This is a genomic window from Ralstonia sp. RRA (genome assembly GCF_037023145.1).
Lineage (GTDB): Bacteria > Pseudomonadota > Gammaproteobacteria > Burkholderiales > Burkholderiaceae > Ralstonia.
Map to the genome: position 1 here is coordinate 1,468,171 of NZ_CP146092.1, position 11,391 is coordinate 1,479,561.

Here is an 11,391-nt window from a genome sequence, read left to right on the forward strand (position 1 = left end):
CCGACTATTGTCTGCTGCCTTCCGGCGTCTTCGGGAGTACGATGTCCGCCCCGCGATTTCGGATCGCGTCACCTGAACGGGGGCGGAAGATGTCGGACTTGCAATTTCGCTATGTGGGAAAGGACTGCTTACCGGCCCGCTTATCCGAGTTCGATATCGATCATTACTTTGCCTTGACCGGCAGCGATATCGCCGCGATTAACAACAAGTTCCGACGGGACGGGCGAGCCGGCGCCGCCATTCAGCTGGTTTTCCTGCGTGCTAGCGGCCGCACCCTCGACCAGCTCAATACCCTACCCCGGCAGTTGCTGCGCTACGTCGGCGACAAGCTCGGCTTGCCAACCCCGACCATTGCGTCACTACGCACAATCTACCAACGCTACAAGACGCTTTACGAGCATCAGGTCTGGGCTTGCGATTACCTCGGCCTGAGGCGGCTGGATGAAGACCAGTGGACGGGCCTCGAAGCCTGGATGCGGCAGGACGCCACCGAATCGCTGTCGCTGGACGAGCTGGTCCAGCACGCCAACTACTGGCTGTACGAACGGCGGATTCTGATCCCTTCCACGCGCGCGTTGCAGGACTTGGCGCGTTCCATTTGGGCGAGCATCGAGCGTGACCTGCTGGCCACGATTGAAGCGGTCGTGCCCATGGAGCAGGTTGCGCGGGCTGAGGCCGCTGTATTTGCCCAGCATGCGGCCTCCAGTTCGACCGTGCTGGAATGGCTCAAGACGCCGCCCGCACGCCACAGCCCGTCCACCATGAGCGAGACGCTGGACAAAATCCGCTTTCTCAAAGGACTGGGCGCGCATACCTGGGCGTTGGATGGCATCCCGATCGAGAAACAACGCGCCTATGGCCAGCGCGTCCAGGCCCGCCGTCCTGCCAAGATCCGCGAACTGAAAACGTCCACGCGCACCATCGAACTGTTGTTCTTCCTGCGTGTGACCCTGCTGGAGTTGACGGACGCGATGGCCTACCAGGCCGGACGCCGCGTCTCCGATCTCATCAGGCAGGCCTACAACAAGACCACTACGAAGCAAGCGCGCTCGGCGCTCCAATACCGGCAGCAACTGGTCGAGATCAAGGGGCTGGTTGACGACGACAGTCGCTCGGCCGAAGCGCGCCTGGCAGACATCGGCCAGCTGCTCGAAGGCCTGTCTGCCAAGCCCACCGCAAGCCATGCCGCGAGCGTGCGCGAAACACTCACAGAAGATCACCACCGCATCCGCAACCTGCTGGCGCCCCTGCGGGAATTGGAGCTGGCCGGAAACGGCAACGAGCCGGTCATGCGGCAGCTTGAGGTCATCGGCAAGCTGTACGAACATGGTGCGACGGAACTGCCGCCCGATTGCAATGTGCCGGTGAGCGCAAGCTGGCGTGATTTGGTCGATGGCGAAGATCGTAAGCGCGCGCTGCGCGCGATGGAAGCCTGCGCGATCACGGGCTTGCGCAAAGCTCTGCGCCGCGGCACGGTCTGGATCAGCCACAGCCTGTCGTTCCGGGAGCGCGATCAGTTGCTGATCCCGCCGACACAGTGGGAATCGGAGCGGGACCGGTATCTGTCCTCGATCGGTTTGCCGAACCAGGCTGACACCTACCTCAACCGCCTCACGGATCATCTGAAGGCAGGTCTTGCGGCGCTGGACGAGGCCCGCGAGGCGGGTCACTTCACGATGGATGCGAACGGTGTGTTGCATCTGTCGCCGCTGGACGCGGCCCCAACCGACGGTGTACCCACGCGTACACGTGATCTGCTCTTCAAGGACATTGGCAGCGCGCAGTTTGCCGACATGATCCTGGAGATGGATGCCCGTACGAATTTCAGCGAGGTGCTGCTCGCACGCAAGGCGCGCGATGCGCACGAGTTGATCTCGCTCTACGCTGCATTGATCGCCCACGGTACCGAACTGGATGCCAAGGGTGTGGCGGCCATGATCCCGCAATTGGACACGGCGCACGTCTCTACTGCGATGCGCGCGTTGGAGATGCCGGGGCGGCTGCGCCGCGCGAATGAGCGCGTGGTGGAGTTCCAACGCACGCACGCGATCACCGAGCTGTGGGGAACCGGTCAGCAGGCGTCGAGCGACTCGATGAGCCTGGATACCTCACCCCACTTGTTTTACGCACGCGCCGATCCGCGCCGGCGCACCCATGCGGTTGGCATCTACACCCACGTGCTGGACCAGCACGGTATCGCGTACAACCAGCCCATGGTGCTCAACGAGCGGCAGACCGGCGTAGCGATCGAAGGCGTGCTGCGCCACAACGAGACCCGTACCGGCGGCGGGCTCCTCCGGCTCGCGGTCGATACGCACGGCTATACGAACGTGGGGATGGCGGTGGCCAAATTGCTCGGCTTTGACCTGTGCCCATGGCTTCGCAACCTGTCCGAGCGCAAGCTGTACGTGCCGCGTGGGCTGCTAGTGAGCGACGGCTTGTCGGCCGCAGCGTCTCACGAGATCTCGCTCAAGACTATTCGTGAGGGCTGGGATGGGTTGCTGCGCTTGGTGGCGTCAATCTATTCGGGACGCGTGAGTGCGATTGTCGCGCTGCAGCGCTTCGGCAGCGCCGCCCAAGGCGACCCCATCCACAAAGCTGCGGATCACCTGGGCAAACTGCTGCGCACGCTGTTCCTGTGCGACTTCTTCAGCAATGCGGAGTTTCGCCGCGAGTTGCGCACCCTGCTCAATCGGGGTGAGTCGGTCCACCAGCTTCAGCGGGCCATCTATTCCAGCAAGGTGGCACATGACCGCGGGCGCCGTCAGGACGAAATGATCGCGATTTCCGGATCGCTGACCCTACTGACGAACCTGGTGATTGCCTGGAACACGCAGCGTATGCAGGCCACGGTCGATGCGTGGCGCCGCAAGGGGCTGCGCGTCGAAGACGACTGGCTGCGCCGCATGGGCCCGGCCCACTTCGCGCATGTGAATTTCCGGGGCATCCTGAGTTTCCCGATCCACCAGTACCAGGACACCCTGCTGGAGGCAGCGCCTCGCCGGCGTGCGGGATAATGGCAATTCGCAAGTCCCAGGCTGATTAGCTCCAGTGGGTATCGGTCACCGGATCGTGCAGCGTCACCTCGACAAAGCAGTTGCACAGGTCCGCCTGGTCGTGCATCTCCGCAATCAGTTCCGCGATGGCCTGTTCCAGTTCGGGGCCAGCGGCAAACGGCATCACGATCTCGTATTCGGTGCGGGGGCCCTCCAGCGGCCGCATTTGGTACTGGGCCAAGCAGCACTGCTCAATCCAGCGACGCGCCTTGGACTTGCCGCGCACGAACTTGCTGTTGCGCTCGATATAGAGGCGCACGATCAAGCGCGTCTGAGCCACGGGCTTGGGCACAGCCATGGGGCGCTGCTCCGTCGATGCGGGTGGGATGGCCCGCGGTGGCATAGGTGCTGCAGGCGGCGCCAGCGCCGATTCGATACGGTGTTGTGCGAATGGGTCTGCCGCGTCAATGTAGCGCATGGCGGAGCGGACATCCTTCCAGCCGACGTACTCCATCAGCATCTTGAGATCCCACTGGTTCGCGTTGGCCCAGGAGGCAAAGCCGCGCCGCAGCGAGTGACTGCTATAGCGAGCCGCCTCGGGCAGGCCGGCTTCCTGGAACAACGTTCGCAACAAGGGCACGACGCTGGCGGCCTGCAGCCCGGCGTCGGCGATCTTCCCCCAGCGATCGATGCGCCGAAAAACCGGACCCCGCGTCAAGCCGGATGCGGCCAGCCATGCCTCGTAGGCCGCCACCGGGCACAGACGCGACAAGGCCGGTGCCCGGTGCGTCGTACCAACGTGGTCTGTCTTGGTGCGCGGCAGGAAGATGGTCATGCCGCGCCCAGGTTCGACGGTGATGTGCTCGATCTGCAGCCGGCTCAGTTCGTCCGATCGGAAACCCCGCCAGAAGCCGATCAGCACCAGCGCCTTGTTACGGGTGTGGACCTGGAGTTGACGGCCCGCATTTGCCACCGTAGCTGTGGCGATCTGGGCATCGAGCCACGCGACCAATCGCTCCAGTTGCATGAGTTGCAGCGGTTTGGCGCGCCGCTCCTGGGCAGGGTGCAGTGCCTGGATGCCCTTGAGCACCTTCCGCACGTGTGGCGCCCGGGTCGGGTCGGGGAAACCCTGTGAAACGTGCCACTGCCCGATCGCAGCAAGGCGCTGACGCAGCGTGTTGATGGCAAGCGTCTGCGCGTGGTCGGCCAGGTAGCGCGCAATGCTGTCGGCGCTCGCCGGCAGGAAGCCTCCCCACTCGACCTCGAAATGCCGAATGGCCGATTGGTAGCTGCGCCGCGTGTTATCGCGGGTCGCGGCTTCGAGATAGCGGTCAATATCCGGCATCGCGCCCTAGTGCGTATGACGATGGTGGATGTCCGGATAATGCGGGTGTTTGTGGACCAGCACCTCATGCTTGTGCGCATGCACGTGTGGCTCCTTGCCATCCCACGGGAAATCGTGCTCATGCTGGTGGTGCTCGTCGTGTCGATGCGCATGCATGTGCTCCATGGGCTCGTGCACGTGCTCATGCTCGTGCCGCTCGCGCAGATGCAGCCAGACCCCTAGCGCCATCAGCGCCGCAGCGATCCAGAACAGAATGCCGGGAACCTCAGGCCAGATGAGGAATGAAATCACGACGCCGAACAGCGGCGCGACCGAGAAGTACGCTCCGGTGCGCGCGGTGCCCAGATGTCGCAGCGCGACCACGAATAGCGCCAGGCTAATCCCATAGCCAGCAAAGCCGACCACCATGGCCGCGACAAGAGGCAACGCAGCCGGCAGCGCATTGCCGGCCACCAGTGCGAAGCCAGTATTGCAGGTGCCGGCCACCAAGCCTTTCAGGCAGGCGATCAACACCGCATCGTTGGACGAGACGTTACGCGTCAGATTGTTGTCGATCGCCCAGCAGGCACAGGCGGCAACGATCAACAAGGCGCCCGGTGACAGGCTCGCCGCATCGGGTTGCCACGACAGCAGCACGCCGCCCGCGACGATGGCGACCATCCCGAGAACGATTTGCCGGTCGGCGTTTTCCTTGAATATGATCCACGCCACCAGCGCGGTGAAAACCCCTTCGACGTTCAGCAATAGCGACGCGGGCGCGGCGCCCGTGTGAGTCAACCCCGTCATCAGGAGTGCTGGCCCCGCCACGCCGCCGGCGACAATCGCGCCCAGCAGCCAGGGAATCTCACCCCGAGGAATGGCAGGCCCAGGCTGTGCCGCCTCGCTGGCTGTCCTGGTCAGCCGCCTGAATAGCAGAACACCCGCCAAGCCAAGGCCACTTCCCAGATAGAGCAGTCCCGCCAGCAGGATCGGTGAAACCGCGCCAGTCAGGGTCTTAGCCAAGGGCGTGCTTGCGCCGAACAGCAGTGCGGCTGCCAGGGCTGGGGTTGCGGAGCGGAGGGACATGTCGACAATCGTGGTTGAGCGCGGGCTCGACTATTGTCGCGCGTTCGGCGTGCGTCAGGTGTCGGGCTTCAAGACACGCATCACCGGATGATGGTCGATGTCCGGCAGGGGAAGATAAATCTCATGCGTGGCGGGATCGATCGCCAAGCTGTGCGCATTCGGCCCCACCCAACCTTCGCCGATCTTGGCCACTCCGGCTGCCTCAACCTTAAAGGGGTCGTCTCAGAAAACGGAAAATAAAGCACGCTAAGGCATAGCCGAACCTGCCAAGCTTGCTCCACCCTGTAGTGACGCGATCAGCGGGCAGGAAACGTTCCCCCTTCGCGCATGGCAGGCGCACACCAACTCAGACAGCACGGCCTCCATGCGCGCCAGGTCAGCCATTTTCTCGCGCACGTCCTTGAGCTTGTGCTCGGCCAGACTGCTGGCTTCCTCGCAATGGGTGCCATCCTCCAGCCGCAGCAGCTCGGCGATCTCATCCAGGCTGAAGCCCAGCCGCTGGGCTGATTTCACGAAGCGCACCCGCGTTACATCCGCCTCGCCATAGCGGCGGATGCTGCCATAGGGCTTGTCAGGCTCCAGCAACAAGCCCTTGCGCTGATAGAAACGGATGGTCTCCACATTGACCCCGGCCGCCTTGGCGAAAACGCCAATGGTCAGGTTCTCCAAATTGTTTTCCATATCGCTTGACTCCGTACATGAGTACGGAAGTAAGGTTACGCTATCCAATTTCAATTCGAAAGGACAAGCGCATGTCTGAACCAAAAACCGGGCGCGGCGCGCTCTTCACTGGAGGGCTTGCCGCCATCCTCGCCTCGGCTTGCTGCCTCGGGCCGTTGGTTCTGATCGCCTTGGGGTTCAGCGGCGCTTGGATCGGCAACTTGGCGGTGTTGGAACCCTATCGCCCCATCTTTATCGGCGTGGCGCTGGTGGCGTTGTTCTTCGCCTGGCGGCGCATCTACCGGCAGGCAGCGGCCTGCAAACCGGGTGAGGTCTGCGCGATTCCCCAAGTGCGAGCTACTTACAAGCTCATTTTCTGGATCGTGGCCGCGCTGGTTCTGGTCGCGCTCGGATTTCCCTACGTCATGCCATTTTTCTACTGATCGGAGTTCACCATGAAGAAACTGTTTGCCTCCCTCGCCCTCGCCGCCGTTGTTGCCCCCGTCTGGGCCGCCACCCAGACCGTCACGCTGTCCGTACCGGGCATGACCTGCTCCGCCTGCCCGATCACTGTCAAGAAGGCGATTTCCAAGGTCGAAGGCGTCAGCAAAGTTGACGTGACTTTCGAGACACGCCAAGCGGTCGTCACCTTCGACGATGCCAAGACCAGCGTGCAGAAGCTGACCAAGGCAACCGCAGACGCGGGCTATCCGTCCAGCGTCAAGCAGTGAGTCACTGAAAACGGCACCGCAGCACAACGGACGTCATTGTCTGGCGCCACAAACGATAAAGGATCTGTTGCATGACCCATCTAAAAATCACCGGCATGACTTGCGACTCGTGCGCGGCGCACGTCAAGGAAGCGCTGGAAAAAGTGCCAGGCGTGCAGTCGGCGCTGGTGTCCTATCCGAAGGGCACAGCGCAACTCGCCATCGTGCCGGGCACATCGCCGGACGCGCTGACTGCCGCCGTGGCCGGACTGGGCTACAAGGCAACGCTAGCCGATGCGCCACTGGCGGACAACCGCGTCGGACTGCTCGACAAGGTGCGGGGATGGATGGCCGCCGCCGAAAAGCACAGTGGCAACGAGCCCCCGGTGCAGGTAGCGGTCATTGGCAGCGGTGGAGCCGCGATGGCGGCGGCGCTGAAGGCCGTCGAGCAAGGCGCGCAGGTCACGCTGATCGAGCGCGGCACCATCGGCGGCACCTGCGTCAATGTCGGCTGTGTGCCGTCCAAGATCATGATCCGCGCCGCCCACATCGCCCATCTGCGCCGGGAAAGCCCGTTCGATGGCGGTATTGCGGCAACTGTGCCTACGATTGACCGCAGTAAGCTGCTGGCCCAGCAGCAGGCCCGCGTCGACGAACTGCGGCACGCCAAGTACGAAGGCATCCTGGGCGGTAATCCGGCCATCACCGTTGTGCACGGTGAGGCGCGCTTCAAGGACGACCAGAGCCTTACCGTCCGTTTGAACGAGGGTGGCGAGCGCGTCGTGATGTTCGACCGCTGCCTGGTCGCCACGGGTGCCAGCCCGGCGGTCCCGCCGATTCCGGGCTTGAAAGAGTCACCCTACTGGACTTCCACCGAGGCCCTGGCGAGCGACACCATTCCCGAACGCCTTGCCGTAATCGGCTCGTCGGTGGTGGCGCTGGAGCTGGCGCAAGCCTTTGCCCGGCTGGGCAGCAAGGTCACGGTCCTGGCGCGCAATACCTTGTTCTTCCGTGAAGACCCGGCCATCGGCGAGGCGGTGACAGCCGCTTTCCGTGCCGAGGGCATCGAGGTGCTGGAGCACACGCAAGCCAGCCAGGTCGCCCATATGGACGGTGAATTCGTGCTGACCACCACGCACGGTGAATTGCGCGCCGACAAACTGCTGGTTGCCACCGGTCGGACACCGAACACGCGCAGCCTCGCGCTGGACGCAGCGGGGGTCACTGTCAATGCGCAAGGTGCCATCGTCATCGACCAAGGCATGCGCACGAGCAACCCGAACATCTACGCGGCCGGCGACTGCACCGACCAGCCGCAGTTCGTCTATGTGGCGGCAGCGGCCGGCACCCGTGCCGCGATCAACATGACCGGCGGCGATGCGGCGCTCGACCTGACCGCAATGCCGGCCGTGGTGTTCACCGATCCGCAAGTGGCGACCGTGGGCTACAGCGAGGCGGAAGCCCACCACGACGGGATCGAGACCGACAGCCGCACCTTGACCTTGGACAACGTGCCGCGTGCGCTCGCCAACTTCGACACACGCGGCTTCATCAAGTTGGTTATCGAGGAAGGCAGCCATCGGCTGATCGGCGTACAGGCGGTCGCGCCGGAAGCGGGTGAACTGATCCAGACGGCGGCTCTGGCCATTCGCAACCGCATGACGGTGCAGGAACTGGCCGACCAGTTGTTCCCCTACCTGACGATGGTCGAGGGGTTGAAGCTCGCGGCGCAGACCTTCAACAAGGATGTGAAGCAGCTTTCCTGCTGCGCCGGGTGAGAAAAAGGAGGTGTTCAATGAACGCCTACACGGTGTCCCGGCTGGCTCTTGATGCCGGGGTGAGCGTGCATATCGTGCGCGACTACCTGCTGCGCGGATTGCTGCGCCCGGTGGCGTGCACACCAGGCGGCTACGGCTTGTTCGATGACGCCGCCTTGCAACGGCTGTGCTTCGTGCGGGCGGCCTTCGAGGCGGGCATCGGCCTCGACGCGCTGGCGCGGCTGTGCCGGGCGCTGGATGCGGCGGACGGCGACGAAGCGGCCGCGCAGCTTGCCCTGCTGCGTCAGTTCGTCGAGCGTCGGCGCGAAGCGTTGGCCGATCTGGAAGTGCAGTTGGCCACCCTGCCGACCGAGCCGGCACAGCACGCGGAGAGTCTGCCATGAACAACCCCGAGCGCTTGCCGTCCGAGACGCACAAACCGATCACCGGCTACCTGTGGGGCGGACTGGCTGTGCTGACTTGCCCCTGCCACCTGCCCATCCTCGCTGTCGTGCTGGCCGGCACAACCGCCGGTGCTTTCCTCGGCGAGCATTGGGTCATCGCGGCGCTCGGTTTGACCGGCCTGTTCCTTCTGTCCCTGTCGCGGGCGTTGCGGGCATTCAGGGAAAGAGAATGAGCGCTTTCCGGCCGGATGGATGGACGACGCCGGAACTGGCCCAAGCGGTCGAGCGCGGGCAGCTTGAACTGCACTACCAGCCCGTCGTCGATCTGCGCAGTGGTGGGATTGTCGGCGCGGAAGCCCTGTTGCGCTGGCGTCATCCGACGCTTGGACTATTGCCACCGGGCCAGTTCCTGCCCGTGGTCGAATCGTCCGGCCTGATGCCTGAAATCGGCGCTTGGGTGCTGGGCGAAGCCTGCCGCCAGATGCGTGACTGGCGAATGCTGGCATGGCGACCGTTCCGGCTGGCCGTCAATGTTTCGGCGAGCCAAGTGGGACCGGACTTCGACGGGTGGGTAAAGGGCGTGCTGGCTGATGCCGAGTTGCCCGCCGAGTATCTCGAAATCGAGCTGACCGAATCGGTCGCGTTTGGTGATCCGGCGATCTTCCCCGCCCTGGACGCCTCGCGGCAGATCGGTGTGCGCTTCGCCGCCGATGACTTCGGGACGGGGTATTCCTGTCTGCAACATCTGAAGTGCTGCCCAATCAGCACGCTCAAGATCGACCAATCGTTTGTCGCCGGGCTCGCCAACGACCGCCGCGACCAAACCATCGTGCACACCGTGATTCAGCTTGCGCACGGGCTGGGCATGGATGTGGTGGCTGAAGGCGTGGAAACATCGGCGAGTCTTGATCTATTGCGACAAGCGGACTGCGACACAGGACAAGGCTTCCTGTTCGCGAAGCCAATGCCGGCGGCGGCATTCGCCGTCTTCGTCAGTCAATGGAGGGGTGCCACCATGAATGCAAGTGACTCGACCACCACCAGTTGCTGCGTGTGCTGCAAGGAAATCCCGCTCGATGCCGCCTTCACCCCGGAAGGCGCGGAATACGTCGAGCACTTCTGCGGGTTGGAGTGTTATCAACGCTTCGAAGCGCGTGCCAAGACAGGGAACGAAACCGATGCCGATCCGAACGCCTGCGACTCGCTACCGTCAGATTGAGGCATACCCTAACTTGGCGTCAGACCATCCGGCGCTAAATCGTCAGAATAGAGTTGCCTTCCGAATTGATTGACATACGCCGTCAAGGGTCATAGATTTCTTCCTGACACATTTCCCTCAGGAGGATACCTTGCACGGTCAGCGCATCGGTTACGTCCGCGTCAGCAGCTTCGACCAGAACCCAGAACGGCAGCTCGAACAGATCCAGGTGGATAAAGTGTTCACCGACAAGGCGTCGGGCAAGGACACACGGCGGCCCGAACTGGAACGGCTGCTCGCCTTCGTGCGCGAAGGCGACACGGTCGTGGTGCACAGCATGGATCGTCTGGCGCGCAACCTCGACGACCTGCGCCGCCTGGTGCAGGGCCTCACCCAGCGCGGCGTACGCATCGAGTTCCTTAAGGAGCATTTGACCTTCACCGGCGAGGACTCGCCGATGGCGAACCTGATGCTGTCGGTAATGGGCGCGTTCGCCGAGTTCGAACGCGCCTTGATCCGCGAGCGGCAGCGCGAGGGCATCGCGCTCGCCAAGCAGCGCGGGGCCTACCGTGGCAGGAAGAAATCCCTGTCGTCTGAGCGTATTGCCGAACTGCGCCAACGTGTCGAGGCTGGCGAGCAAAAGACCAAGCTGGCTCGTGAATTCGGAATCAGTCGCGAAACCCTGTATCAATACTTGAGAACGGATCAGTAAATATGCCACGTCGTTCAATCCTGTCCGCCGCCGAGCGCGAAAGCCTGCTGGCGTTGCCGGACACCAAGGATGAGTTGATCCGTCACTACACGTTCAGCGAAACCGACCTCTCCATCATCCGGCAGCGGCGCGGCCCGGCCAACCGGCTGGGCTTCGCCGTGCAGCTCTGTTACCTGCGCTTTCCTGGTGTCATCCTGGGCGTCGATGAGCCGCCGTTTCCGCCCTTGTTGAAACTGGTCGCCGACCAGCTCAAGGTCAGCGTCGAAAGCTGGGACGAATACGGGCAGCGGGAGCAGACCCGGCGCGAGCACCTGGTCGAACTGCAAACGGTGTTCGGCTTCCAGCCCTTTACCATGGGCCACTACCGGCAGGCCGTCCAGTTGCTGACCGAGATGGCCTTGCAGACCGACAAGGGCATCGTGCTGGCCAGCACCTTGATCGAGCACCTGCGGCAGCAGTCGGTCATTCTGCCTGCCCTCAACGGGGTCTCCTCGTTTTCAGTGCAATAAGTGACGGTACGCAAAGCTAGCACTGGCGCGGGGGT

12 protein-coding genes and 1 pseudogene are annotated in these 11,391 nt (G+C 63.4%); 9 read left to right on the forward strand and 4 right to left on the reverse strand.

What is annotated here, in order from left to right:
* Window positions 1-89: 89 nt before the first annotated feature.
* On the forward strand, window positions 90-3,017 hold the full coding sequence (locus tag V6657_RS24560; RefSeq protein ID WP_024542513.1) for a Tn3 family transposase: 2,928 nt from the start codon (window positions 90-92) through the stop codon (window positions 3,015-3,017).
* Between the two features lie 25 nt (window positions 3,018-3,042).
* Here V6657_RS24560 and V6657_RS24565 read toward each other — a convergent pair whose 3' ends face one another.
* Genes V6657_RS24565 through V6657_RS24580 form a run of 4 tightly spaced genes read right to left on the reverse strand, consistent with a single transcriptional unit; the run spans window position 3,043 to window position 6,087 of the window.
* Window positions 3,043-4,341, reverse strand: a complete 1,299-nt coding sequence (locus V6657_RS24565) for a site-specific integrase (protein ID WP_024542514.1) — start codon at window positions 4,339-4,341, stop codon at window positions 3,043-3,045.
* Window positions 4,342-4,347: 6 nt separating this feature from the next.
* Window positions 4,348-5,406, reverse strand: coding sequence for a DMT family transporter (locus V6657_RS24570; protein WP_024542515.1), 1,059 nt, complete (start codon window positions 5,404-5,406; stop codon window positions 4,348-4,350).
* Between the two features lie 54 nt (window positions 5,407-5,460).
* Window positions 5,461-5,598 carry a hypothetical protein gene (locus V6657_RS24575; protein WP_157774043.1) on the reverse strand — a complete coding sequence of 46 codons (138 nt, stop codon included), beginning with the start codon at window positions 5,596-5,598 and terminating at the stop codon, window positions 5,461-5,463.
* A 54-nt stretch (window positions 5,599-5,652) separates the two neighbouring features.
* Window positions 5,653-6,087, reverse strand: coding sequence for a mercury resistance transcriptional regulator MerR (locus V6657_RS24580; RefSeq protein ID WP_003131969.1), 435 nt, complete (start codon window positions 6,085-6,087; stop codon window positions 5,653-5,655).
* 71 nt (window positions 6,088-6,158) lie between these two features.
* Between V6657_RS24580 and merT the strand changes: the two genes are divergently transcribed.
* The 8 genes and pseudogenes from merT to V6657_RS24620 form a co-directional block, all read left to right on the forward strand.
* On the forward strand, window positions 6,159-6,509 hold the full coding sequence (gene merT, locus V6657_RS24585; protein ID WP_003131974.1) for a mercuric ion transporter MerT: 351 nt from the start codon (window positions 6,159-6,161) through the stop codon (window positions 6,507-6,509).
* A 12-nt stretch (window positions 6,510-6,521) separates the two neighbouring features.
* The gene (merP, locus tag V6657_RS24590) at window positions 6,522-6,797 is read left to right on the forward strand and encodes a mercury resistance system periplasmic binding protein MerP (RefSeq protein WP_003131987.1); all 276 of its coding nucleotides are present in this window, start codon (window positions 6,522-6,524) and stop codon (window positions 6,795-6,797) included.
* 71 nt (window positions 6,798-6,868) lie between these two features.
* A complete protein-coding gene (gene merA / locus V6657_RS24595) occupies window positions 6,869-8,554 on the forward strand; it encodes a mercury(II) reductase (protein ID WP_003156770.1) in 1,686 nt (561 codons plus the stop codon).
* Between the two features lie 17 nt (window positions 8,555-8,571).
* A complete protein-coding gene (gene merD, locus V6657_RS24600) occupies window positions 8,572-8,937 on the forward strand; it encodes a mercury resistance co-regulator MerD (RefSeq protein ID WP_000995360.1) in 366 nt (121 codons plus the stop codon).
* On the forward strand, window positions 8,934-9,170 hold the full coding sequence (gene merE / locus V6657_RS24605) for a broad-spectrum mercury transporter MerE (protein ID WP_003132004.1): 237 nt from the start codon (window positions 8,934-8,936) through the stop codon (window positions 9,168-9,170). The genes merD and merE overlap by 4 nt, the downstream gene beginning before the upstream one ends.
* Complete coding sequence (locus V6657_RS24610) at window positions 9,167-10,156, forward strand: DUF3330 domain-containing protein (RefSeq protein WP_024542516.1); 990 nt, start codon at window positions 9,167-9,169, stop codon at window positions 10,154-10,156. Before merE ends, V6657_RS24610 begins: the two co-directional genes overlap by 4 nt.
* Window positions 10,157-10,286: 130 nt before the next feature.
* The gene (locus V6657_RS24615; protein WP_003124096.1) at window positions 10,287-10,847 is read left to right on the forward strand and encodes a recombinase family protein; all 561 of its coding nucleotides are present in this window, start codon (window positions 10,287-10,289) and stop codon (window positions 10,845-10,847) included.
* Window positions 10,848-10,849: 2 nt separating this feature from the next.
* Window positions 10,850-11,329 (forward strand): annotated as a pseudogene (locus V6657_RS24620) (DUF4158 domain-containing protein); the annotation flags it as partial.
* Window positions 11,330-11,391: the final 62 nt, after the last annotated feature.

Bases quoted from the DNA above. Each gene is read 5' to 3' on its own strand.
- V6657_RS24560 (WP_024542513.1), top strand. From the start codon at position 90: ATGTCGGACTTGCAATTTCGCTATGTGGGAAAGGACTGCTTACCGGCC.
- V6657_RS24565 (WP_024542514.1), bottom strand. From the start codon at position 4,341: ATGCCGGATATTGACCGCTATCTCGAAGCCGCGACCCGCGATAACACG.
- V6657_RS24570 (WP_024542515.1), bottom strand. From the start codon at position 5,406: ATGTCCCTCCGCTCCGCAACCCCAGCCCTGGCAGCCGCACTGCTGTTC.
- V6657_RS24580 (WP_003131969.1), bottom strand. From the start codon at position 6,087: ATGGAAAACAATTTGGAGAACCTGACCATTGGCGTTTTCGCCAAGGCG.
- merT (WP_003131974.1), top strand. From the start codon at position 6,159: ATGTCTGAACCAAAAACCGGGCGCGGCGCGCTCTTCACTGGAGGGCTT.
- merP (WP_003131987.1), top strand. From the start codon at position 6,522: ATGAAGAAACTGTTTGCCTCCCTCGCCCTCGCCGCCGTTGTTGCCCCC.
- merA (WP_003156770.1), top strand. From the start codon at position 6,869: ATGACCCATCTAAAAATCACCGGCATGACTTGCGACTCGTGCGCGGCG.
- merD (WP_000995360.1), top strand. From the start codon at position 8,572: ATGAACGCCTACACGGTGTCCCGGCTGGCTCTTGATGCCGGGGTGAGC.
- merE (WP_003132004.1), top strand. From the start codon at position 8,934: ATGAACAACCCCGAGCGCTTGCCGTCCGAGACGCACAAACCGATCACC.
- V6657_RS24610 (WP_024542516.1), top strand. From the start codon at position 9,167: ATGAGCGCTTTCCGGCCGGATGGATGGACGACGCCGGAACTGGCCCAA.